Origin of the sequence: Bordetella sp. H567 (assembly GCF_001704295.1) — a bacterium.
Classification (GTDB): Bacteria; Pseudomonadota; Gammaproteobacteria; order Burkholderiales; family Burkholderiaceae_B; genus Bordetella_C.
The window spans coordinates 3457436-3480635 of record NZ_CP012334.1; the positions used below are offsets into that span (position 1 = coordinate 3457436).

Genomic DNA, 23200 nt, shown 5'->3' on the forward strand with positions numbered 1-23200 from the left:
GCGCCATGGATCTTGCGCCTGCGCGTTGCGGTTTCTTCATGTCGATTCCCTGACGGACGGGACGTCCGTCGATAAAAAAATTGGTTTATGTTGCGCGGATGCCGTCCGCGGACCACATATACAGGCGGGCTGGATCGCCCTGGACCTGCACGCGATGGTCCGCCCCCAGGCTGACACGGCCTTCCGCGAGCCAGCGCACCGCCGCGGGAAAGACGCAGTGTTCCATCACCAGCACGCGCTCGGCCAGGCTTTCCGGCGTATCGCCAGGCAGCACGGGCACGCAGGCTTGCGCGATGATGGGCCCGTGGTCGACCAGGGGCGTGACGAAATGCACCGTGCAGCCATGCACCTGGACCCCGGTGGCCAGCGCCTGGCCATGGGTGTGCAGGCCCGGAAACGCCGGCAGCAGCGAAGGATGGATATTGACGAGGCGATCCGCGTAGCGGTTGACGAACCCGGGCGTGAGTACCCGCATGAATCCGGCCAGGATGACGTAATCCGGCCGATACCGGTCGATCTCGTCGGCCAGCGCCGCGTCGAACGCCTCGCGGCCGGCGAACTCGCGGTGATGGACGGACGCCGCCGGGATGCCGGCCTCGCGCGCCCACTGCAGGCCGGGCGCATCGGGCCGGCTGGCGATGACCGCGGAAATGTCGGCCGGCCAGTGCTCTTGCCGGCAGGCCTGGACCAGGGCCTGCATATTGCTGCCACGGCCGGAAATGAGGATGACGAGCCGCCGACGGCCCGGGGATAAAGCTGCCAAGGTATAGGTTCCAGAGGAAATAAAGAGCAGGCGCGGGCAAAATTGTAAACTCTCGTTCGTGAAACCCGCGCTGCATATCTTCCGCTCCCTCCCCCCGCTCGGCGCCCGCCGGCCCTGCGCCCTGACAATCGGCAACTTCGACGGGGTGCACCGCGGACACCAGGCCATGCTGGCGCGCGTGCGCGCCGCGGCCGTGGACCGTGGCCTGACGCCGGCGGTGATGACCTTCGAACCGCATCCGCGCGAATATTTCGCGGCGTTGAACCATCGTCCCGAACTGGCGCCCACCCGTATCACCGGCCTGCGCGACAAGCTGGATGCCCTGGCGCGTTTCGGCGTGGAGCAGGTGATGGTCGAACGCTTCAATGCGCGCCTGGCGGAAATGTCACCCGAGACCTTTATCGAACGGCTGCTGGTGCGCGGCCTGGGCGCGCGATGGATCCTGGTCGGCCCGGATTTCCGCTTCGGCCACAAGCGCAGCGGCGATATCACCCTGCTGCGCGACGCCGGCAAGCTGCATGGTTTCGACGTCGAAACGCTGGACGACGTCACCGACGCGCACGGCCACCGCATCTCCAGCTCCGAAGTCCGCACGGCCCTGGCCGTAGGCGATCTGGCGCGCGCGCAGGACCTGCTCGGCCATCCCTATCACCTCAGCGGGCACGTCGTGCACGGCCGCAAGCTGGGCCGCACACTGGGATTCCCGACGCTGAACGTACGCGTCACACCGCGCTGCGCGGCCCGGTCCGGCATTTACGTCGTGCGGGTGCATGGCCTGGGCGCGTCGCCGCTACCCGCGGTCGCCAGCTTGGGGGTGCGCCCCACCGTGGAGGACCACGGCCAGGTGCTGCTGGAAGCCCATGTGCTGGATGCCGCCGCCCTGGACGCATACGGTAAACTCGTGCGGATCGAATTCCTGCAACAGCTGCGGGACGAAGAAAAGTTCCGCGACCTCCCTTCCCTGACTGCCGCCATCGCCGAAGACGCGCGAAACGCGCGCGCCTATTTTGCCGTTCATGGACTATAAAAAGACGCTCAACCTGCCCGACACCTCCTTTCCGATGCGGGGCGACCTTGCGAAGCGCGAGCCCGCGTGGGTTGCCGAATGGGAGGAAAACCACGTCTACCAGGCCATCCGCGCCGCCAGCAAAGGCCGGCCGCGCTTCGTCCTGCATGACGGGCCGCCCTATGCGAACGGCGATATTCACATCGGCCACGCGGTCAACAAGATCCTGAAGGACATCATCCTGAAAAGCCGGAACATGGCCGGCTACGACGCGCACTACGTGCCGGGCTGGGATTGCCACGGCATGCCGATCGAAATCCAGATCGAAAAGAAATTCGGCAAGAACCTGCCCGTCGCGGAAATGCAGTCCAAGGCCCGCGCCTATGCCCACGAGCAGATCGAGCGGCAGAAAAAGGACTTCAAGCGCCTGGGCGTGCTGGGCCAATGGGACCGCCCCTATATGACGATGGCCTTCCGCAACGAGGCCAACGAGATCCGCGCGCTGGCGCGCATCATGGAAAAAGGCTATGTCTTCCGCGGCCTGAAGCCGGTGAACTGGTGCTTCGACTGCGGCTCGGCGCTGGCCGAGGCCGAAGTCGAATACGCCGACCGCGTCGACCCGGCCGTTGACGTGGCCTTCCCGTTCGCGGACAAGGCGGGCGTGGCGCGCGCATTCGGCCTGTCATCGGTGGATGACGGCGCCATCGTCATCTGGACGACGACGCCGTGGACGATACCCTCCAACCAGGCGCTGAACCTGCATCCGGAGATCGAGTACGCGCTGGTGCGCGTATCGCCCGCGCGGCCCACCGGCTCCCTGCTGCTGTTGGCGGCCGAACGCGTGGAGTCCTGTCTGAAGCAATGGGAGCTGGAAGGCGAAGTCGTCGCCACCACGCGGGGGGAAGCCCTGGCCGGGCTGACCTTCCATCATCCGCTGGCGCGGGTGGATGCCGGGTATGACCGCCTTTCGCCGATCTACCTGGGCGATTACGTCACCCTGGATACCGGCACGGGCGTCGTGCATTCCGCGCCGGCCTACGGCATCGAGGACTTCGTCTCCTGCAAGGCGCATGGCCTGGCCGACGCCGACATGCTCAGCCCCGTGATGGGCGACGGGCGATTTGCCTCCACGCTGCCGCTGTTCGGCGGCCTGAGCGTCTGGGATGCCAATCCGAAAATCGTCGAGACCCTGCGCGAGGCGGGCACGTTGCTGCATGGCGAAAAGCACAAGCACAGCTACATGCACTGCTGGCGCCACAAGACCCCGATCATTTACCGCGCCACCAACCAGTGGTTCGCCGGCATGGACATCGCGCCGCGCGACGGCGGCCCGACCCTGCGCGAAGCCGCGCTGGCCGGCATCGACGCCACGCGGTTCTACCCTGCCTGGGGCCGCGCGCGCCTGCACGCGATGATCGCCAACCGCCCGGACTGGACCCTGTCGCGCCAGCGCCAGTGGGGCGTACCGATGGCTTTCTTCGTGCACAAGGAAACGGGCACGCTGCACCCGCGCACCGTCGAGCTGCTGGAACAGGTCGCGCAGCGCGTCGAACAGGGCGGCATCGAAACCTGGCAATCCCTGGACCCGCGTGAATTGCTGGGCAACGAAGCGGACATGTATGAGAAAAGCCGCGACACGCTGGATGTGTGGTTCGATTCCGGCACCACCCACTTCACGGTACTGGGCGGCAAGGACGCCACGCAATCGGGCTCGCACGGCGAAGAACTGGCCTGGCCGGCGGATCTATACCTGGAGGGCTCCGACCAGCATCGGGGCTGGTTCCACTCCTCGCTGCTGACCGGTTGCATGCTTTACGGCCGCGCGCCCTACAACGCATTGCTCACGCACGGCTTCGTCGTCGACGGCCAGGGCCGCAAGATGAGCAAATCGGTGGGCAATGTCATCGCGCCGCAAAAAGTGTCGGACTCCCTGGGCGCGGAAATCCTGCGTCTGTGGGTGGCGTCGACCGACTACTCGGGTGAGTTGTCGATCTCCGACGAGATCCTGAAGCGGGTCGTCGAGAGCTATCGCCGCATCCGCAACACCCTGCGCTTCCTGTTGGCCAACCTGGCGGACTTCGACGCGGTCTCGATGGCGGTGCCCTACGCGCAGCGCCTGGAAATCGACCGCTACGCACTGGCCATGACGGCGCAGATGCACCAGGAAGTGCTGGCCCACTACGAGAAGTACGACTTCCATCCGGCGGTATCGCGGCTGCAGAACTTCTGCTCCGAAGACCTGGGCGCCTTCTACCTGGATATCCTGAAGGATCGCCTGTACACGACAGGCGCGTCCAGCGTGGCGCGCCGGTCCGCGCAGAGCACGCTGTTGGATATCACGCAGACCCTGGTGAAGCTGATGGCGCCGGTGCTGTCCTTTACCGCGGAAGAAGCCTGGAAGGAATTGACCGGCACGGCGCTCAAGCACCAGGCCGACGCGTCGCGGGCCACGGTCTTCGCCGAGGTCTTCCAGGCCCTGCCGCCGCTGGCGGACAGCGATCCGCTGCCCGCGCGATGGAACCGGCTGCGCACGATCCGCGCGGAAGTGATGCGCAAGCTGGAAGAAGTGCGCAGCGCCGGTGGCATTGGTTCGTCGCTGCAGGCCGAAATCGATATCACCGCGTCCGGCGACGACCTCGCCGCGCTGCAGGCCCTGGGCGACGACCTGCGCTTCGTGCTGATCGTCTCGCGCGCGACGGTGCATGCCGGCACGGGCGAACTGCAAATCGCGATCGCGCCGTCGTCGCACAAGAAATGCGAACGCTGCTGGCACTGGCGCGCGGACATCGGCGCGGATCCGGAACACCCCGAAATCTGCGGTCGCTGCGTCAGCAACCTGTTCGGCGCCGGCGAGGCACGCAGCCATGCTTGACGCCGGCCATCAGCTGTCCGCCGCCGCGACGCGGCCGCCGCAAGGCCGCGGGCTGGCGTTCTGGCTCTCGCTGGCGGCGGCCGTCATCGTCCTGGACCAGGCGGCCAAGCTGTACTTCAACGCCCGCTTCAGCTTCGGCCAGCGCGTCAACGTACTGCCGGTGTTCGACTTCACCCTGGTCTACAACCGCGGCGCGGCATTCAGCTTCCTGGCCACGGAAGCCGGGTGGCAGCGTTGGTTCTTCACCGCGCTGGGCATCGCCGCGGCCGCCGTCATCACGGCAATCCTGGCGCGCCAGGGACGCCGCGCGCAGCCCCGCTTCGCGCTCGCCCTGGCGCTGATCATGGGCGGCGCGGTGGGCAATGTGATCGATCGCGTGGCCTATGGGCACGTCGTCGATTTCCTGCTTTTCTACTGGAAGGACTGGTACTACCCGGCCTTCAATCTGGCCGATGTCGCCATCACGTGCGGCGCCGTCCTGCTGGTCCTGGACGAAATGCTGCGGATGCGCAAACCGCGCTAGTCGGCGCATAATGGGCGGATCTTTCCTCGCCGCGGTTACTCCATGCTCGATCTCGCCCGCAAACGTATCGTCCTAGGCATGTCGGGTGGCATCGCCTGCTACAAAATCGCCGAGCTGGTGCGCCGGCTCACCGAACAGGGCGCGTCCGTCGATGTCGTCATGACCGAGGCCGCGACGCACTTCATCACGCCGGTGACCATGCAGGCGCTCTCGGGCCGCCCCGTCTACGTCAGCGAATGGGATGCGCGGTTCGACAACAACATGGCGCACATCGACCTGACCCGTGGCGCGGATGCCGTGCTGGTCGCGCCATGCAGCGCCGACTTCATCGCCAAGCTGGCGCACGGCATGGCCAATGACCTGCTATCCACCCTGTGCCTGGCACGTGCCTGTCCGCTGCTCATCGTGCCCGCGATGAACCGCGAAATGTGGGCCAACCGCGCCACCCAGCGCAACGCCGCGCAACTGCGCGAGGACGGCATCGAAATCCTCGGCCCGGCCGCGGGCGATCAGGCCTGCGGGGAAATCGGCGACGGGCGCATGATCGAACCCCATGAAATCCTGGCCGATGTCATCGCGTTCTTCCAACCCAAGACACTGGCGGGCAAGCATGTGCTGCTGACCGCCGGGCCTACCGTGGAACCCATCGATCCGGTGCGCGTCATCAGCAACCGGTCCTCGGGCAAGACGGGCTACGCGATCGCGCGCGCCGCGCGCGAGGCCGGCGCACGGGTCACCCTGGTCAGCGGGCCCACCGCCCTGCCCGCGCCGCGCGGCGTGGAGGTCCATCCGGTGCAGACCGCCCTGCAGATGCACGCCGCCGTGATGGCGCAGGCGCGACAGGCCGACGTATTCATCGCCGTGGCCGCCGTCGCCGATTGGCGCGTGAAGAACGCCAGCGAACAGAAGATGAAAAAGGACGAGTCCGGCGGCGGCGCCCCCGTACTCGAATTCGAGACCAACCCGGATATCCTGGCCGGCGTCGCCGCAATGACCGACGGCCCCTGGTGCGTGGGTTTCGCGGCGGAGACCGAGGACCTGGCCAGGCACGCGGAGGCCAAGCGCCGCCGCAAGGGTATCCCGCTGCTGGTCGGCAACCTGGCGCACCGGGTGATGGACGTCGATGACACCGAACTCGTGCTGTTCGACGAACACGGGGCCCACCCGCTGCCGCCCGCCAATAAACTGGACGCGGCACGCCGCCTGGTCGCCGAAATCGCCGCCCGGCTGCCGGGCTGAACCGTCCTATTCCGCTTGCTCGGACGCTGTCTGGAAGATGCCGCCCATTACGACATGCGTCAGGGTCTCTTGTCTGCGTGTATTTCCTTGCCGCGACCGCGCGGCGCCGCCCCGCGCGGCGTGCGGCTCACAAGGTAAGATACCGCATCCGAATGGCGGGGCCTGGCATGGACCAATTCGTCGACCAGATACGAAGCTTCATCGAAACCAACCAGGATTGGGCGGGTCCCGTCACCGCCCTGCTCACCATGGCGGAATCCCTGGTGATCATCGGGCTGTTCGTGCCCGCCACGGCGCTAATGCTCATCACCGGCGGCCTGGTGGGCAGCGGGTCGCTGGACGGCGGCACGATCCTGCTCTGGGGCATGGCCGGCGCCATCATTGGCGACGCGCTGTCGTATTGGCTGGGACGGGGCGTGGGCCCGCGCGTGCTGCGGCGCTGGCCGCTCAGCAAGCATCGCCCCGCGGTCGCGCGTGCCCGCCTGTTCTTTTCGCGCTACGGTTTCGCGTCCGTGCTGGCCGGACGATTCATGGGGCCCATACGCAGCACCATTCCGACCGTCGCCGGCGTCATGGGGATGAGCCACGCCCGGTTCCAGGCGGCCAACGTCCTGTCCGCTGCCCTCTGGATGCCCGCCATGCTGGCGCCCGGCTACCTGACCGTACGCAACATGGACGATATCTCCGGCGCCAGCCATATCGGCATGGTGGTTGGCACCGGTTTTTCCATCGTGATGGGCGTCTGGCTGTTGTACATGGTGCTGCGCAAGCGGCGCGTCTCCGCGGCGGCGCGCCGTGCGCGGCGCTAGGAGTCCGCATGGCCATCGATGGTGAACCGAAAGACGGCGACTACGTCCGTTATGTCGAAAAATTGATCAACCGCGGCCAGGCCGCGCCCGGCCAGGTGGTGGGCAAGACGCGGGACGGCGCGGCGGCGCCGTTGCCGCCGCCCTCGCCCGGAGAAGTGGTGCGCGACACGTCGCCGGCCGTCCGCAACCCGGGCGCCAACCGGGGCCGTGGCACCGCCGCGGACGCCCGCGGCGCTCCGGCTGGCACGCCGCCGCGCAAGGACGCACAGGGCGCCGACGCCACGTTGGCCGCACGGACCACCCGGCGCAGGGGTGCGGTGGCCGTGACCCTCGTCGCGCTGGCCATTGCCTGGCAAGCGGTCCGCATGCTCTTCGATGCCCTGCGTCAACCCGGTTTCGACCCACACGACCTGGTGCCGGTCGCGTTCCTGGCGATTTTCGCCGGCCTGCTCTGGCGAGCGGCACGCAGCCAGCGTACACGGGCAGACCAAGCGCTCGCGCGCCTGCCACCGCTGACCACCATATCGCAGAACGGACCGGGCAAATCCGGCCGCTGAATCTCCCTGCCGTCCGCGCCTGTTGGGCGGCCTTGCCTTTCTATCCCGATACGATGAAATCCGTAGCCCTGAAGATACTCGATGACCGCATGCGCGAATTCCTGCCCGCCTACGCCACGCCCGGCGCCGCCGGCCTGGACCTGCGCGCCTGCCTGGAAAGCCCGCTGACCCTGGACCCGGGCGCCACCGCCCTGGTGCCCACCGGCTTGGCCATCCACATCGGTGACCCCGGCTACGCCGCGATGATCCTGCCGCGCTCGGGCCTCGGGCACAAGCACGGCATCGTACTGGGCAACCTGGTCGGCCTGATCGATTCCGATTACCAGGGCCAGTTGATGGTGTCGACGTGGAACCGCGGCGATACCACCTTCACCCTGCACCCCATGGACCGGCTGGCGCAAATGGTCATCGTGCCGGTGGCACAAGTGGCCTTCGAAGTCGTGGCCGATTTCCCGACATCCGACCGCGGCGCCGGCGGCTTCGGCAGCACGGGGCGCGGCTAGGCCGCGCCCGCGCCCTTAGCGCTGGCCGAAGCGCGCGTCCAGAAACAGCTCCTTCAGGTCGCGGGGCTGCGAACGCCAATATTGCTTGGGCGCGTGCACGTGCTGGCCCAACTGCGCCGCGGCGTGCCAGGGCCAACGCGGGTTGTAAAGCATCCCCCGGGCCAGCGATACCATGTCCGCCTTGCCCTGGGCAATGATCTGGTCAGCCTGTTCGGGCTCGGTGATCAGCCCGACCGCCATGGTCGGCAAGCCGGTATCGCGTTTGACGCGTTCGGCGAACGGCACCTGATAGCCCGGCGCAAGAGCAATCTTCTGGGCCGGCGACAAGCCCCCCGACGACACATCGATGTAGTCGCAGCCACGCGCCTTCAAGGCTCGCGCGAACGCCACGGTCTGCTCCAGGTCCCATCCGCCGTCCACCCAATCGGTGGCCGAGACGCGTATGCCCACGGGCTTGTCGGCATCGAAGGCCTCGCGGACGGCATCGAACACCTCCAGCGGGAAACGCATGCGGTTTTCGAGGCTGCCGCCATATTCGTCCGTGCGGCGATTGGCGAGCGGCGACAGAAACTGGTGCAGCAGATAGCCGTGCGCGGCATGCACCTGGACGGTATCGAAACCGAGCCGGTCGGCGCGACGGGCCGCTTGCGCAAAGGCTGTGCGGACGCGGTCCAGGCCGGCCCGGTCCAGGGCGTGAGGCGCTTCTTCGCCTTCCTTGTACGCAACCGCCGAAGGCGCATCGCATATCCATCCCCCTTGCGTGGATGGAATCTGGTTGCCGCCTTCCCAGGGGGTGTGGCTGGATGCCTTGCGGCCGGCGTGCGCCAGCTGCATTCCCATATGGATGGTGGAATAGCGGCGGATGGCCTTCATGACCTTTGCAATGGAGGCTTCGGTCTCGTCGTCCCACAGGCCGAGATCGGCTGGCGTGATGCGGCCGCCGGGCTCGACAGCCGTGGCTTCGGTAAACAGCAAGCCGGCGCCGGACAAGGCGAGATGTCCCAGGTGAATCATGTGCCAATCCGTCGCCTTGCCTTCCTCGGCCGAGTATTCGCACATGGGGGCGATGACGATGCGGTTGGCGAGCGGCAGCCGCCCGAGGGAAATGGAAGAAAACAGCGTGGCCATGCGAACTCCGTACGAAAGGAACCCGGCCGTTATACCGCAGGGGCGCGGGCATGCCCCTGAATCCCCCTACTAGGGGCCCGGGCAGCGGCGCGGATCTATGATCGGAAAGACCATGCAGCCATGCATGGCGGTTTCTGAATACCCACCCGTCAAGGAGTACGAGCATGAAGCGAAAAGCATCAGCAGTATGGAAAGGCGATCTCAAGTCCGGCACGGGGACGATCTCAACCGATAGCGGCGCGCTGTCCGACGCGCCCTACGGTTTCAATACCCGTTTCGGCGACGCGAAGGGGACGAATCCGGAGGAACTCCTGGGCGCGGCGCATGCCGGCTGCTTCTCCATGGCGCTATCGAATATCCTGGGCGAGGCCGGCATGACGGCCGACAGCATCCAGACGGAAGCCGCGGTCACGCTGGACAAGGCGGAAGGCGGATTCGCCATTACCGCCGTGCATTTGACCGTGGTGGCGAAGATACCGGGCGCGGATGCGCGTGCCTTCGAGGAAGCGGCCAACAAGGCCAAGGCAGGATGCCCGGTTTCCAAGGTGTTGAACGCTGCCATCACGATGGACGCGCGCCTGGCGTCCTGAGACATAGTCCGGGTGCATGCCGGGCGCCGACACGCCGCTGCCCGGCATCCCGCGCCCCGTCCCGCGAACCGACGGGCCGGGCCAGGCAGCCGTCCCGGCCCAGCGCCTGTCATCCGGGCACACCCCGTGCGCTCACGGCCGCCATGGCGATACGGGCGGCGCCGCAAAGCCCCCGCGCCATGGAAGCCATCCCATCCCGGCGTGGTTTCCTTTCGATAGAAAAATTCTAACAAGTTCGGAATATCAATTTATTTGACCCGCAGCCCATCCGTCACGACAATAAGAACCATTCTCATAAGGAAAAACACCATGAGCGAGCTGATTTTCGCGATCTCGGGCGGCAAGGCTGCCCTCCAGGCCGATGGCAGGATGCCGGCGGGCCTGCGCCGCCTGATCGGCTCCGGGCTGCTCGTTGCCGTGGGATATATCGATCCTGGCAACTGGGCCACCGACATCGCGGGAGGCAGCCGCTTCGGTTATCAGCTGCTGATGGTGGTATTTCTCGCGGCGTTCCTGGCCCTGGGGTTCCAGGTCCTGGTGTCGCGGCTGGCGCTGGCGACGGGACAGGATCTGGCCGCGCTGACCGTGCGCCACTTGCCACGCCCGCTCGCCCGCGCCGCATGGCTGGCGGGAGAAGCGGCCATCCTGGCCACCGCGCTGGCGGAACTCATCGGCGGGGCCATCGCGCTGCGCCTGCTCTTCAGCATACCGTTGATGGTCGGCGTCGCCATGACGGGCGCCGGCACCTATGCCGTGTTGCTGTTCGCACGCGACAACGCCCAGCGCCACGAGCGGATCATCGGCCTGCTGTTGGCCATCGTCTCCGTATCATTCGTGTATTTGCTCTTCCAGGCCCGTCCCGAGTGGGCGGCAGTGGCGCAAGACGCCGCCCGGCCCGCGAGCGCGCTGCGTGCGCCCGAAGGTTTCCTGATCGCGCTGGGCGTCGTGGGCGCTACGCTGATGCCGCACAACCTCTACCTGCAGTCCGGCGAACTGGCCCAGCGGGCCCGCGGCCTGCCTGTGGCGATGCGCAGCGTGGCGATGCGCGTGGCGCGCAGCGATACGATGTTCTCGCTGGGGATTGCCACCCTGATCAATGCCGCGATCATGATAGTCGCCGCCGCATCCTTGTCCGGGGCGGGGCTGGCGGTGACGAGCCTGGACCAGGCCCACGCCGTCATCGGCAAGACGCTGGGCGTGGGCGCGGCCATCGTCTTCGCCGTGGCGCTGTACGCCGCCGGGCAAAGCTCCACCATCACCGGCATCCTGGCTGGCAAGGTGCTGTCGAAAGGATTCAGCACGGGCGGGTGGTCGGATCGCAGACGAGCGCTGGTCACGCGAGCCATCGCGGGCGCCGCGGCCTCGGCGATGCTGGCCTACACCGGCGGCCAGGAACCGGACCAGCTGTTGGTGCTGAGCCAGGTCATCCTGAGCCTGGCCCTGCCCTTCGCACTGGTGCCTTTGGTCATGTTGGCCGTACGCCGCGATGTCATGGGCGTCTTCGTATTGCGCGGCACCTGGCGGGTCCTGGCCATCGGGGCGACGACCGGCATCATCATGCTGGACGGCTATCTTCTGCTCGTCCAGGCGCTGCAGGGGTGACGATGCCAGTCCCGCACCGCGGGCTCGGGGTCGGCCTCGCTACGCGGTTTCGAGCTCACCCAGATAGGCGGCACGAACCTTGGGATCGGTCAGCAAGGTCCTGGCCGGACCAGACAGGATCAGTTCACCCGATTCCATGACATAGCCGCGCTTGCTGTACTCCAGCGCCAGACGCGCGTTCTGCTCGATCAGCAGAATCGTGACGCCGTCCGCGGCGATGCCGGAGATGACTTCGAACACCTTCTCCACCATCAGCGGCGCCAGTCCCATCGAGGGTTCGTCGAGCAGCAGCAAGGTCGGACGGGCGATCATCGCGCGCCCGAGCGCCACCATTTGCTGTTCGCCGCCGGACAGTGTGCCGGCCGCCTGCTTGCGCCGTTCCGCCAGCCGCGGGAACTGCTCGAAGACGCTTTCCATATCGGCGCGGATACCCGCGGCATCACGCCGGACATAGGCACCCATCGCCAGGTTTTCCTCGATGGTCAGGTGGCCGAAAATGCCGCGGCCTTCGGGCACCATGACCAGTCCTTCACGGACCAGTTCGTGGGACCGGCGTCCGTGGATGGAAGCGCCCTGATAGAGGATCTGGCCCCCAGCAGGGGGGATGAGGCCGCAGATCGCGCGCACCGTCGAACTCTTGCCCGCGCCATTGGCCCCGATCAGGCACACCAATTCGCCGCGGTTCACCGCAAGATTGACACCGCGCACCGCGCGGATGCCGCCATAGGCGACCTGCAGATCGCGCAGCTCCAGCAAAGGCGTCTCGCTCACTGATGTACCCTCCTGTCGCTGCGCGACTGCCTCCCCGAGGGAGGGCGCGCGCCCTTCGGGCGGCCGTGCGGTCGCGCTCATGCCGCCGCCTCCTGTGCCGCGCCGACGCCCAGGTACGCCTCGATCACCTTGGGATCGCGCTGTACGTCGGCGGGCTTGCCCATGGCCAGGACCTTGCCGTATTCCAGTACGAGGACGCGATCGCACAAACCCATTACCAATTTCATATCGTGTTCTATCAAAAGCACGGTGACGCCGTCGGTGCGGATTTTTTCGATCAGGCGACGCAGCACCACGGTTTCGGAAGCGTTCATACCGGCGGCCGGTTCATCCAGCGCCAGCAGACGGGGTTCGGTGGCCAATGCCCGCGCGATTTCAAGGCGTCGCTGATCGCCGTAGGACAAGGATTTGGCGATGTCGTTGGCGCGCGCCGCGATGCCTGTGTATTCCAGCAAGGCATGCGCACGTGCCTCGATCGCGGCCTCCTCGGCACGCGTGCGGCGGTTGCGCAGCACGGCACCGACCAGGCCGGCCCGCGTGCGCACATGGCGGCCGATCATGACGTTTTCCAATGCGGTCAGGTTCGCGAACAGGCGAATGTTCTGGAAAGTGCGCGCCATGCCCAGCGCGGCGATCTCGTGTGGCTTCGCGCCCACCAGGTTTTCGCCGGCGAAGACGCATTGCCCTGCCTCCGGCACGTACAGGCCGGTCAGGACGTTGAACAAGGTCGTCTTGCCGGCGCCGTTCGGGCCGATCAGCCCGTAGATTTCGCCGCTCCGGATATCGAAACTGACATCCGACAGCGCCTGCAGGCCGCCGAACCGTTTGCCTAAACCGCGGGCTTCGAGCAAAGTCGCGTTCATGCCTGGCCTCCTTCCGACGAACGGCTCAATTCACGCTTGCGCACCGATGACGGCCACAAGCCAGCGGGCCGGAAAAGCATGACGCACACCATGGCCAGGCCAAACAGCAGCATGCGGATGGCTTCGGGATCGACCACGATGCCGCCGAAGATGGCTTCCTGCGCGGGCACGATGACGGCGCGCAGGAATTCGGGGAACACCGCCAGGATGACGGCGCCGAGGATGACGCCGGGAATATGGCCCATCCCGCCCAGGACCACCATGCACAGCACCGAAATGGACTCGGTCAGGCTGAAGCTTTCCGGGCTGACGAAACCCTGCATGGATGCAAACAGCGCGCCAGCCACCCCGCCGAAGGACGCTCCCATCGCGAAGGCCAACAGTTTGACGTTGCGTGTGTTGATGCCCATGGCTTTGGCCGCGACTTCGTCTTCCCGTATGGCCTCCCACGCGCGGCCAATGCGCGAGTTCTGCAGGCGCAGGCACACGAACATGATCAGCAGCGTCAACAGCAGCAGCAGGTAGTAGTACTTCTCCGGCCCGGTGAAACGTATCCCGAACAGGGTTTCGGTGCGGTTGAACGCGAACCCCGCCACGCGGACTGGATCGATGCGATTGACGCCCTGGGGCCCGTTCGTGATGTTGATCGGCGCGTTCAGGTTGTTGAGGAATACGCGAATGATTTCGCCGAAGCCCAAGGTGACGATGGCAAGGTAATCGCCGCGCAACCTGAGGGTGGGTGCGCCCAGCAATACGCCGAACAGGCAGGCCAGCCCGACGCTGATCGGCAGGATGGCCCAGAATGGCAGGTGCAGGTTGAAATGCGGCGAGGCGAGCAAGGCCCAGGCATAGGCGCCGACCGCGTAGAAGGCGATATATCCCAGGTCCAGCAGGCCGGCGAAACCGACGACGATATTCAGGCCCAGGGAAAGCATCACATACAGCAGCGCGAAATTGAGGATGCGAACCCAGCTTTGGCCGGCCATGCCCAATACGAAGGGCAGGACAGCCAAGGCCACGGCCACCCCTGCCACCCCCATCCATGCAGCAGGCGAGATGCGGCCGCGCGTAGCAAAACTTGTGATCATGCGCGATCTCCCACGCGTTCACCCAGCAGTCCCGAAGGACGGAAGATCAGGACCAGCACCAGCACGAGGAAGGCGAAGACGTCCTGGTAATGGCTGCCCATGAAGCCGCCGGTCAGGTCGCCGATATATCCGGCGGCAAGAGCTTCGATCACGCCGAGCAATATGCCGCCGCACATGGCGCCGGCAAGGTTGCCGATGCCACCCAGCACCGCCGCGGTAAAAGCCTTCAGGCCCAGCATGAATCCCATCGTGTAGTGCGCCACGCCATAGTAGGTGGTCACCATCATGCCGGCGACCGCCGCCAGCGCAGAACCGATGAGGAAAGCCGCGGAAATCACCGTATTGATATTCACGCCCATCAGGCCGGCGACTTCGCGGTTCTGCGCGGTCGCGCGCATGGCCGTGCCCAGGCGCGTCTTGTGCACGAGCAGCAGCAGTCCGGCCATCATCAGTGCGGCGATCGCGATGATGGCGATCTGCAGCGTGCTGATGCGCGCACCGACAAGCTCGAAAACGCGGGGCGTGAGTATCTGCGGGAAATGCGCGTAATCCCGCCCCCATATCATCATGGCCAGGTTCTGCAGGATGATGGAGACGCCGATCGCGGTGATCAGGGCGGCCAAGCGGGGCGCCCGCCGCAATGGCCGGTAGGCGACCCGCTCCGCCAGCCAGCCCAGCGTCATGCAAATCGGTGGCGCGCAAAGCAGGCCCACGCCGAAGACCAGCCAAGGCGAGATCGACGGATCCGCGCCCACCAGCGTCAACGCCAGCGTGGTCGCCACCATGGCCCCTACCATGACGACATCCCCGTGGGCAAAGTTGATCAGGCCGACGATGCCATACACCATGGTATAGCCCAGCGCGACGAGGGCATACATGCTGCCCTGCGTCAGGCCGTTGATGAGTTGCTGTATGAAAATATCCATGGAATGCCAGGTGAAACGTAAATCGCGCGGACAGCCGATGCCGCGCAGGGATGAACCCCGGAGGCGGGGTCGCGGCACGGCATCGCGCCGTGCCGGCGCGCTTTATTGCGCCTGACTCACCATGGTCTTGACCATCTGCCACTTACCATGCTCGACCTGGTAGATGGTGACGGAAACTTCCTTCAGATCGCCCTTGGCGTCATAGGCGATACTGTCGCTGGTCGCGCCCTTGCGCTGCAGCTTGCGCAGCATGGGCAGGTACTTTTGCGGTTCGGCGGATTGAGCCTGCTCCATGGCCGTGATCATGTTCCACGCGCCATCGTAGGCGTAAGGCGCATAGACGCCGGGATCTTCCTTGAACCGCGCCTTGTAGGCGGCGGCGAAGTCCTTGCCCGCCGCCATTTCGTCCAGCGGTACGCCAGCCAGCGACGCGTAGGTGCCCTCGGCCGCATCGCCTGCCAGCTTCAGGAAGGTATCGCTGCGCGTCATTTCGCCGGATACGAACGGCTTCGTCAGCCCGAGGGTGGCCAGCTGGCGCCTCATCGGACCAGATTGCGCATCCAGGCCGCCGAAGAAAATGGCGTCGGGCGACGCGCCCTTGATATTGGTCAGGATGGACGTGAAGTCGTTGGCCTTGTCGCTCGTGTACTCGCGCCGGACCACTTTGCCGCCCGCGGCCTTCACCGCCTTTTCAACCTGGTCGGCCAGCCCCTGCCCGTAGGAAGTGCGGTCGTCGATGATGGCGATGTTGTTCGCGTGCAGGTCCTTCACCATGAACTCACCGACCGCCGCGCCCTGCTGCGTATCGCTGGTCATCATGCGGAAGGTATTTTCATAGCCCTGGTTGGTATATTCGGGCGCCGTCCCCATGGCGATCTGCACCAGGCCGGCATCGTGGTAGAGCTGCGACGCCGGTATGGTGGTGCCGGAATTGAAATGCCCCAGGATGCCCTTCACATCCTCATCGACGAGTTGCTGCGCGACCGCCACGGCGGTACGGGGATCGGCCTGATCGTCCCGCGAAACGAGGACGAACTTGACGGTCTTGCCATCCAGCTTGATGCCTTTCTTGTTTGCCTCCTCGATGGCGAGGATCAGGCCTTTCTGCATGTCCTCCCCATAGTGCGCTTGTGGGCCGGTCAGCGGACCGGCATAGCCCAGTTTGACTTCCGTATCGGCTGCATGCGCGGCGCCGGCCACGCAAAACCCGGTGGCGATGGACATTGCGACCGATCGTATCGTTGTAGTAAAGCGCATCTATTCCTCCTTGTAGGATAGCCAGTGAGATCTGCGGGAGGGTTTCCCGTCCGTCGTTGCCTGCACGGACCGCGTGATCGCGCGGTCCGTGCTGTTTTGAATTTATGCGTGCGCCGGATAGGCGCGGCTCTGGCGATCGACGCCATGGCAACGGAATTTTCGGTGCCGCCGACGGCGGCAGATATTGGCGATTACCCTCCCCACCATACCGCCCGCGCCCGGACGCCATGGAAGGCGAAAGGATATGTCATGTCACGCGCCGGTGCGCTTCGTTGTCTCCCTGCTAAAACGCACCGGCGTTTTCACTTTTTCAACGCTTACGGGACTCAAGCGTGGAAAACGCCTCAGCCTATGGTCATCAGGCTGGCATTGCCCCCGGCCGCCGCCGTATTGACGCTGATCGAGCGCTCCGCCACCAGGCGATCCAGCACATAGGACTGCCCCTGTGCCAGCGTGTCGGTCGACAAGCCCTGCACCGAGACGATCGGTCCAGGCCGCGCAGCCACGCGTCCGCCCAGCGAGCGCAGGGCGTCGCCGTCGCCTTCGAATAGCACCGCCTGGAAATCCGCCGTCTCCACGTCCTCGTCGCGCATGAAAAGCACGCTATCGCGCTGGGCGGGCGGCAGGTTCTGGACGAACTGACGTGCCACGCCGTTATCGGCGAACAGGACGCGGTTGCCAGTCGCCTGGGCAGCCGCCCACTGTGCCCGGGCGCCCTGTTCGGACGCCGCCACGCACAGCACCGTGCCGCGCGGTTCCAGGCGGTAGCTATTGGCTTCGCCCGTGGGCCCTGGCAGGGTGAGGACGACAGGCATCGCCGGAGCACCGCCTCCCACCGCCAGTCCCGCAGGACGCCGCGACAGAAGCCGATACAGATACAGCGGCCCGCCCGCCTTGGGCCCCGTCCCCGACAGCCCTTCACCGCCGAACGGCTGCACGCCCACCACGGCACCGACGATATTGCGGTTCACATACATATTGCCGGCATGTACCCGGCTGGTGACATGGCCGATGGTTTCATCGATGCGGGTATGGACACCGAACGTCAGGCCGTAACCCGTGGCGTTGATGTCGTCCAGGAGCCCGTCCAGCTGATCGCGCTTGTATCGGACCACGTGCAGGACCGGCCCGAAGACTTCGCGCTTGAGCTCGCGCACGCTGCCGATCTCGATCAAGGTAGGCGCGACGAAGGTACCGTTGCGGCACGCCGGCGACAGCGGGATCTGAGTCACCGCTTTGCCCGCGGTGTGCATGCCGTCGATATGGCGCTGTATCCCTTCCCTGGCCTCGTTGTCGATGACCGGGCCGACATCCGTCGACAGATGGTCGGGATTGCCGACGCGCAATTCCGCCATGGCGCCGCGCAGCATTTCCAGCACGCGGTCGGCGCTGTCCTCCTGCACGCACAACACACGCAGGGCGGAGCAGCGCTGGCCGGCGGAATCGAAGGCCGAACTCAGCACATCGTAGACGACCTGCTCGGTCAAGGCCGAGGAATCCACCACCATCGCGTTCTGCCCACCCGTTTCGGCGATCAGCGGAATCGTGTGGCCCGCGTCATCCAGACGGTCCGCCAGGCTGCGCGCGATCAGCCGCGCGACATCGGTCGAACCGGTAAACAGGACACCGCGGATATCCGGGCTGGCCACCAGCGCGGCGCCAACCGTTTCGCCACGGCCCGGCAGCAGTTGCACGGCATCTTCGGGTACGCCGGCGGCACGCAGGATTTCCACGGCCTGCGCCGCGATCAACGGCGTCTGTTCGGCCGGCTTGGCGATTACCGCATTGCCGGCCGCGAGCGCGGCCGCGACCTGCCCGGTGAAAATCGCCAGCGGAAAGTTCCATGGACTGATGCACAGCACCGGCCCCAAGGGACGATGCGTGGCATTGTCGAATTCGCGTTCCGCCTGTTCCGCGTAGTAGCGCAGGAAATCCACCGCTTCGCGCACTTCGGCGATGGCGTTCTGCAATGATTTGCCCGCTTCACGCACGATCAGGCCAAGCAAGGTCTGCATCTGCTCTTCGAGCATCTGCGCGGCGCGGCGCAGGCACAGTGCACGTTCGGGAACCGGGGTGGATTGCCAGATCGAGGCCCCTTGCCCGGCCCGGCGCAGCGCCTCCTGCGTTTCGGCTTCGGATGCTTCGATGACCTGGCCGACGATATCGCGGTGGTCCGCCGGGTTGCGCACGGGTATGGCGCGCGCGTCATCCCATGCAGCGGCACCCACCGTGGGATAGGCGCGCCACGCGGTGGCCGTGCTGGACAGCAAGGCGGCCGACAAGGACGCCAGGCGATGTTCATTGCTCAGGTCCAGGCCTTGCGAATTGGCGCGGGCACCGGCGCGCACGCTGCCGTAGAGCTCGCGCGGCAGCGGGATCTTCTCGTGCGGGGCGCCCAGCGGGACGATGGCCGAGGCGGCCTCCACCGGGTCTTCGATCAATTCGTCGATCGATATGCTTTCATCGCCAATGCGATTCACGAAGGACGTGTTCGCGCCGTTTTCCAGCAGGCGGCGCACCAGATACGCCAGCAGCGTTTCGTGCGTCCCCACCGGCGCATAGATGCGGCAAGGACGATTCAGTTTGCCCTGCGAGACGGGGCCGACCACTTCTTCATAAAGCGATTCGCCCATGCCGTGCAGGCACTGAAATTCATACTGGCCGGGATAGTAGTTCTGCCCCGCCAACTGATAGATCGCCGAAAGGGTATAGGCGTTGTGCGTGGCAAATTGCGGGAAAACCGCTTCGGGCGCACCCAGCAGCTTGCGCGCGCACGCCAGGTAAGCGACGTCCGTATAGACCTTGCGCGTGTAGACGGGATAGCCTTCCAGGCCGTCGACCTGCGCGCGCTTGATTTCGCTGTCCCAATACGCGCCCTTGACCAGGCGGATCATCAGGCGATGCCGGCTGCGGCGCGCCAGATCGATGACGTAGTCGATAACGAACGGGGCACGCTTCTGGTAAGCCTGAATCACGAAACCGATACCGTTCCAGCCCTCCAGGTCCGGATCGAAGCACAGCGCCTCGAGTAGATCGAGGGAGATTTCCAGGCGGTCTGCTTCTTCGGCATCGATGTTCAGGCCGATGTCATAGCCGCGGGCCAGCCGCGTCAGGGCGCGCACGCGCGGCAGCAGTTCGGCCATGACGCGATCGCGCTGCGCACGCGAATAGCGCGGATGCAGGGCCGACAACTTGATGGAGATGCCCGGCCCCTGATAGATGCCGCGCCCTGCTGCCGCCTTGCCGATGGCATGGATCGCCTGCTCGTAGGAAGCGTAGTAGCGGTCCGCGTCCGCCGACGTGGTGGCCGCCTCGCCCAGCATGTCATAGGAATAGCTGAAGCCCTTGGCTTCCATCTTGCGATTGTTCGCCAGCGCTTCGGAGATGGTTTGGCCGGACACGAACTGCTCGCCCATCATGCGCATCGCGATGTTCACGCCCTTGCGGATCAAGGGTTCGCCGCCCTTGCCGATGAGACGGGTCAAGGCGCGCGAAAGCGACTGCTCGCTATTGACGGCAACCAGCTTGCCCGTGAGCATCAGGCCCCACGTCGCGGCATTCACGAACAGCGAAGGCGATTCGCCCACGTGCGACCGCCAATCCCCGCGCGCCACCTTGTCGCGGATCAAGGCATCGCGCGTGGCACGGTCGGGGATGCGCAGCAGGGCTTCGGCCAGGCACATCAGCGCCACGCCTTCCTGGCTGGACAGCGAAAACTCCTGGATCAGGCCTTCCACGCCGCCGCCCGTCCGCTTGTCACGAAGCGCGCGCACCAGGCCGGCCGCCGTGGCATGGATTTTCTCGGGGTTGGGCATGCGCGCCTGGCCCAGCAGCAGCGGCACGCATTCCGGCTCGGGCCGGCGGTAGGCAGCCGTGATGGCCGCGCGCAGCACCGACTGCGACTGCACATCCTGACCGAACTCGAAGAAAGGCGGCACCTGGGCCAGCGGCTGCAGTTCGGGCTCCTCCGGCGGTGCCTCCCCGCCCGTGAAATGGGCGATTTCCGCGGGCAACTGGCCCCGCTCGATCCTTTCGAGATAGGCCACGATGGCCTGTTTGTGCAGCCAGTGCGGGGTGCATTTCAATTTGGATGCGGCGTCCTTCAGACGGTCGCGCAACGCTTCGTCGACTTTGACGCCAAGAGTGGTAGTGCCCATGCTGGCTCGGTACTCGCTATTTATAAAGAAAAAGGGCCATATCGCCCGCCTTCGGGCTGGAGGTTGCCCGCGATAGTAGGCGGGTTATACCTTACAGAATATTAAGGTTAACCCTAGATTTTTAAAAGCTTTATCGATACCGCAGCGGGCCACAGGGTGACACCGCGCCCCGCTCGCTCAAGCGCCGTCGCAGCCCTTGAGTTGTACCGCGTCGCTGCCGGCCCGGGCCGATGCTCCCGCCGACTGTATGCCGCTGGCGATGGTGCCGGCCAGGGCCACGGTGGCCTTTTGCTGCGCGGATACCGCGCGCGCCGGCGTGGCGCCTTCCATGGGAACGTGAATCAGGCTGCGGCAGAGCAAGGTTCGGCCCGGCAGGTTGACCGGCCGCACCCGCCACGTCGCATCCAGCACCGCCTCGCCCCCCGCTGTCGCGTCGAAGCGCTGCACGTCGACCTGGACCCGCCACAAGGGGGCATTGGCCGGCGCATTGATGGATTGCACGTCCAGCACGCCCAGGTCGCGGACCAGGTTGTAGGAGAGTGCCCCCCGGATCTCATCGGCGAGCGGCGCTGTCCACCGATCCGAGTAATACGCCGCCACCACGCCATCGGCTTCCCGCATCATGATCTGCGGTTGATCGGCCTGCGGCGGCACCGTGACCGGCAGGATGTCGAGGAGATACGGCGGCTTGCCGCCGTCCGGCTGCCCCGCCGCGGGTACGGGCGCGTGCGGCCCGGCGTCCGGCGTGAGCAAGGTGTAGTAATGCACGGGCGGGGAAGTTGCACATCCTCCCAGCGCCGCTGCCAGCAGCGCAGGCATGAGCGCGCGTCCGATCATCGCATTCATCGTGGATTCCTGGTGGTACCGTAGTTGGGCAGCGGGTCCGGCCCTCGGCCGCGCAGCAGCGCTTCCGGATTGGCCTGCAGATAGTCCGCCAGGGCGCGCAGCGAGCGCGCCGCCCGCGACAGTTCATCCATGGCGTTCTGTGCATTCACCGGCAGGGGCGCATCCGGGGCCAATAGATTACCGAGATCGGCCAGCGACTTGTTGGCCTGTTTGAGCAGGGCTTCGGCCTGCGGGGCCACCTGCTTGTCCAACCGTGCCATCAGGCGCGCGGAATTGGCCAGCGTCCGCTGCAGATCCACGCCTATCTGGTCAAAAGGAATCTTGTCCAGCTTGGCGGCCACATTGGCGATTTGTTGCTGCAGTTGATCGAGATTGCCCGCCTGCGTTGGAATCTGCGCCGGCGTCGACATCTCGAACGTAACCGGCTTGGCGTTCGGGAACACGTCCAGGGCCACGTACAGCTGGCCGGTCAGCAGGTTCGAACTGCGCAGCTGCGCCCGCAGGCCGTGCTGGATCATCGAACCGAGCAGGCGGCCACCGGGATGGGTGACACCCTCCCTGCCGGCATCCTTGTCCTCCTGCGCGGAGAACTCGCGCACGCGCTCGTACACGGCGCCCAGCCGCTGCGGATAGAGATTGGCGTGCACCAGGGCAAAGAAGCGCTTGGATGCGCGGTCGAAGTCCAAGCTGATGGAATCGACCTGCCCCAATACCACGCCATTGAAATCGATGGGCGCGCCCACGCTCAGCCCGCGTATCGATTGGTCGAAGCGCATGACGATGGGGAACGGGTCGCCATCCGGAATGGCTTCAGCGGCCGCCTCGCTGCCGTACAGCTTGAACACCGTATCGGCCTTGGCCGGCGTGTCCGTCGTGTCGTCGTCGCGCTGGCCGAAGGCAATCCCGCCCACGGCCACGGATACAAGCGACTGCGTGCGGACCTTCAGGCCCTCCGCATTCAGCGTGAAATCCACCCCGCTGGCGTTCCAGAAATGCGTGTCGCTCGTCACGAACTTATCGTGGGGCGCATCGACGAAAATCTGGATATTCACGAAATGCCCGGTGCTGTCCAACTGGTATCCGATCACCTGCCCAACACTGATACGCCGGTAATACACCGGCGAACCGACGTCCAGGGACCCCAGATCCGTGGCGCGCACCGTGAAACGCTTGCCGGGCCGGTCGTGCGTGACTTCCGGCGGCGTCTCCAACCCGACGAACTCGGTTTTTTCTTCGTCGGAAACCGGTTTGCCGCTCGCGTCCTTGCCATTGTTGGCATCTACCCCGATATAGGCGCCCGACAGCAGCGTACCCAGGCCCGACACGCCGCTCAAGCCCAGGCGTGGCCGCACGACCCAGAACTGCGTGCCTTCACGGGCAATGCTGGCCGCATCCTTGACCAGTTCCGCCTTCACGATGACCTTGGACCGGTCCTGGCTCAAGTGGATGCTGCGCACCGTTCCGATATTGACGTCCTTGTAGCGGACCTGGGTTTTGCCGACCTCCAGGCCCTCGGCGGTCTTGAAGGTAATGGTGACCGTGGGGCCCGACTCCAGCCAGGTGCGCGCCACCAGTGTGAAGCCGGCGACGGCGGCGACAAATGGGACAAGCCAGATCCAGGAAATACGGCGTTTACGCCGGGTGACCTCCGGAGTCCGGATCGCTGCGTGGTCTCCGGACGATGCTGGGTCAGACATTCT

The 23200-nt window shown here is 65.8% G+C and carries 18 protein-coding genes and 2 pseudogenes; 9 read left to right on the forward strand and 11 right to left on the reverse strand.

Features of this window, described 5'->3' with window-relative positions:
* Positions 1-85: 85 nt before the first annotated feature.
* The gene (gene purN / locus AKI39_RS15500; RefSeq protein WP_083228876.1) at positions 86-700 is read right to left on the reverse strand and encodes a phosphoribosylglycinamide formyltransferase; all 615 of its coding nucleotides are present in this window, start codon (positions 698-700) and stop codon (positions 86-88) included.
* A 121-nt stretch (positions 701-821) separates the two neighbouring features.
* Here purN and AKI39_RS15505 point away from each other — a divergent pair, with 121 nt between their 5' ends.
* From AKI39_RS15505 to dut, 7 genes are all read left to right on the forward strand, one after another.
* A complete protein-coding gene (locus AKI39_RS15505) occupies positions 822-1790 on the forward strand; it encodes a bifunctional riboflavin kinase/FAD synthetase (protein ID WP_066637810.1) in 969 nt (322 codons plus the stop codon).
* The gene (gene ileS, locus AKI39_RS15510; protein WP_066637812.1) at positions 1780-4641 is read left to right on the forward strand and encodes an isoleucine--tRNA ligase; all 2862 of its coding nucleotides are present in this window, start codon (positions 1780-1782) and stop codon (positions 4639-4641) included. The genes AKI39_RS15505 and ileS overlap by 11 nt, the downstream gene beginning before the upstream one ends.
* The gene (gene lspA / locus AKI39_RS15515) at positions 4634-5164 is read left to right on the forward strand and encodes a signal peptidase II (protein WP_066637814.1); all 531 of its coding nucleotides are present in this window, start codon (positions 4634-4636) and stop codon (positions 5162-5164) included. Before ileS ends, lspA begins: the two co-directional genes overlap by 8 nt.
* Positions 5165-5206: 42 nt before the next feature.
* Positions 5207-6403, forward strand: coding sequence for a bifunctional phosphopantothenoylcysteine decarboxylase/phosphopantothenate--cysteine ligase CoaBC (gene coaBC, locus AKI39_RS15520; RefSeq protein ID WP_066637817.1), 1197 nt, complete (start codon positions 5207-5209; stop codon positions 6401-6403).
* 167 nt (positions 6404-6570) lie between these two features.
* Positions 6571-7212, forward strand: coding sequence for a DedA family protein (locus tag AKI39_RS15525; protein WP_066637820.1), 642 nt, complete (start codon positions 6571-6573; stop codon positions 7210-7212).
* A gap of 8 nt (positions 7213-7220) precedes the next feature.
* Positions 7221-7769, forward strand: coding sequence for a hypothetical protein (locus AKI39_RS15530; RefSeq protein WP_066637824.1), 549 nt, complete (start codon positions 7221-7223; stop codon positions 7767-7769).
* A 53-nt stretch (positions 7770-7822) separates the two neighbouring features.
* The gene (dut, locus tag AKI39_RS15535; RefSeq protein WP_066643095.1) at positions 7823-8272 is read left to right on the forward strand and encodes a dUTP diphosphatase; all 450 of its coding nucleotides are present in this window, start codon (positions 7823-7825) and stop codon (positions 8270-8272) included.
* A gap of 15 nt (positions 8273-8287) precedes the next feature.
* Here dut and AKI39_RS15540 read toward each other — a convergent pair whose 3' ends face one another.
* Positions 8288-9400 (reverse strand): NADH:flavin oxidoreductase/NADH oxidase, encoded by a 1113-nt coding sequence (locus AKI39_RS15540; RefSeq protein ID WP_066637826.1) that lies wholly within the window; start codon positions 9398-9400, stop codon positions 8288-8290.
* A 164-nt stretch (positions 9401-9564) separates the two neighbouring features.
* Here AKI39_RS15540 and AKI39_RS15545 point away from each other — a divergent pair, with 164 nt between their 5' ends.
* Positions 9565-9990, forward strand: a complete 426-nt coding sequence (locus AKI39_RS15545; protein ID WP_066637828.1) for an OsmC family protein — start codon at positions 9565-9567, stop codon at positions 9988-9990.
* A 309-nt stretch (positions 9991-10299) separates the two neighbouring features.
* Complete coding sequence (locus AKI39_RS15550; RefSeq protein ID WP_066637831.1) at positions 10300-11592, forward strand: Nramp family divalent metal transporter; 1293 nt, start codon at positions 10300-10302, stop codon at positions 11590-11592.
* Positions 11593-11631: 39 nt separating this feature from the next.
* Here AKI39_RS15550 and AKI39_RS15555 read toward each other — a convergent pair whose 3' ends face one another.
* From AKI39_RS15555 to AKI39_RS15590, 9 genes and pseudogenes are all read right to left on the reverse strand, one after another.
* Positions 11632-12363 (reverse strand): ABC transporter ATP-binding protein, encoded by a 732-nt coding sequence (locus AKI39_RS15555; RefSeq protein ID WP_066637834.1) that lies wholly within the window; start codon positions 12361-12363, stop codon positions 11632-11634.
* Between the two features lie 77 nt (positions 12364-12440).
* Entirely contained in the window at positions 12441-13226 is a 786-nt protein-coding gene (locus tag AKI39_RS15560; protein WP_066637837.1) for an ABC transporter ATP-binding protein, read from the reverse strand.
* On the reverse strand, positions 13223-14266 hold the full coding sequence (locus tag AKI39_RS15565) for an ABC transporter permease subunit (protein WP_443103633.1): 1044 nt from the start codon (positions 14264-14266) through the stop codon (positions 13223-13225). Before AKI39_RS15565 ends, AKI39_RS15560 begins: the two co-directional genes overlap by 4 nt.
* A gap of 44 nt (positions 14267-14310) precedes the next feature.
* Complete coding sequence (locus tag AKI39_RS15570; RefSeq protein WP_066637848.1) at positions 14311-15240, reverse strand: branched-chain amino acid ABC transporter permease; 930 nt, start codon at positions 15238-15240, stop codon at positions 14311-14313.
* Between the two features lie 102 nt (positions 15241-15342).
* The gene (locus AKI39_RS15575) at positions 15343-16497 is read right to left on the reverse strand and encodes a branched-chain amino acid ABC transporter substrate-binding protein (RefSeq protein WP_066637851.1); all 1155 of its coding nucleotides are present in this window, start codon (positions 16495-16497) and stop codon (positions 15343-15345) included.
* A 344-nt stretch (positions 16498-16841) separates the two neighbouring features.
* A pseudogene (locus AKI39_RS26270) lies at positions 16842-17075 on the reverse strand (hypothetical protein); the annotation flags it as partial.
* Positions 17076-17146: 71 nt separating this feature from the next.
* Positions 17147-20654, reverse strand: a pseudogene (gene putA, locus AKI39_RS15580) (trifunctional transcriptional regulator/proline dehydrogenase/L-glutamate gamma-semialdehyde dehydrogenase); the annotation flags it as partial.
* Between the two features lie 177 nt (positions 20655-20831).
* Positions 20832-21500: a PqiC family protein gene (locus AKI39_RS15585; RefSeq protein ID WP_066637856.1), complete on the reverse strand. Its 669-nt coding sequence runs from the start codon at positions 21498-21500 to the stop codon at positions 20832-20834.
* The gene (locus AKI39_RS15590) at positions 21497-23197 is read right to left on the reverse strand and encodes a PqiB family protein (RefSeq protein WP_066637858.1); all 1701 of its coding nucleotides are present in this window, start codon (positions 23195-23197) and stop codon (positions 21497-21499) included. Before AKI39_RS15590 ends, AKI39_RS15585 begins: the two co-directional genes overlap by 4 nt.
* Positions 23198-23200: the final 3 nt, after the last annotated feature.

Bases quoted from the DNA above. Each gene is read 5' to 3' on its own strand.
- purN (WP_083228876.1), bottom strand. From the start codon at position 700: ATGCAGGCCCTGGTCCAGGCCTGCCGGCAAGAGCACTGGCCGGCCGAC.
- ileS (WP_066637812.1), top strand. From the start codon at position 1,780: ATGGACTATAAAAAGACGCTCAACCTGCCCGACACCTCCTTTCCGATG.
- lspA (WP_066637814.1), top strand. From the start codon at position 4,634: ATGCTTGACGCCGGCCATCAGCTGTCCGCCGCCGCGACGCGGCCGCCG.
- coaBC (WP_066637817.1), top strand. From the start codon at position 5,207: ATGCTCGATCTCGCCCGCAAACGTATCGTCCTAGGCATGTCGGGTGGC.
- AKI39_RS15525 (WP_066637820.1), top strand. From the start codon at position 6,571: ATGGACCAATTCGTCGACCAGATACGAAGCTTCATCGAAACCAACCAG.
- AKI39_RS15530 (WP_066637824.1), top strand. From the start codon at position 7,221: ATGGCCATCGATGGTGAACCGAAAGACGGCGACTACGTCCGTTATGTC.
- dut (WP_066643095.1), top strand. From the start codon at position 7,823: ATGAAATCCGTAGCCCTGAAGATACTCGATGACCGCATGCGCGAATTC.
- AKI39_RS15540 (WP_066637826.1), bottom strand. From the start codon at position 9,400: ATGGCCACGCTGTTTTCTTCCATTTCCCTCGGGCGGCTGCCGCTCGCC.
- AKI39_RS15545 (WP_066637828.1), top strand. From the start codon at position 9,565: ATGAAGCGAAAAGCATCAGCAGTATGGAAAGGCGATCTCAAGTCCGGC.
- AKI39_RS15550 (WP_066637831.1), top strand. From the start codon at position 10,300: ATGAGCGAGCTGATTTTCGCGATCTCGGGCGGCAAGGCTGCCCTCCAG.
- AKI39_RS15560 (WP_066637837.1), bottom strand. From the start codon at position 13,226: ATGAACGCGACTTTGCTCGAAGCCCGCGGTTTAGGCAAACGGTTCGGC.
- AKI39_RS15565 (WP_443103633.1), bottom strand. From the start codon at position 14,266: ATGGGGGTGGCAGGGGTGGCCGTGGCCTTGGCTGTCCTGCCCTTCGTA.
- AKI39_RS15570 (WP_066637848.1), bottom strand. From the start codon at position 15,240: ATGGATATTTTCATACAGCAACTCATCAACGGCCTGACGCAGGGCAGC.
- AKI39_RS15575 (WP_066637851.1), bottom strand. From the start codon at position 16,497: ATGCGCTTTACTACAACGATACGATCGGTCGCAATGTCCATCGCCACC.
- AKI39_RS15585 (WP_066637856.1), bottom strand. From the start codon at position 21,500: ATGAATGCGATGATCGGACGCGCGCTCATGCCTGCGCTGCTGGCAGCG.
- AKI39_RS15590 (WP_066637858.1), bottom strand. From the start codon at position 23,197: ATGTCTGACCCAGCATCGTCCGGAGACCACGCAGCGATCCGGACTCCG.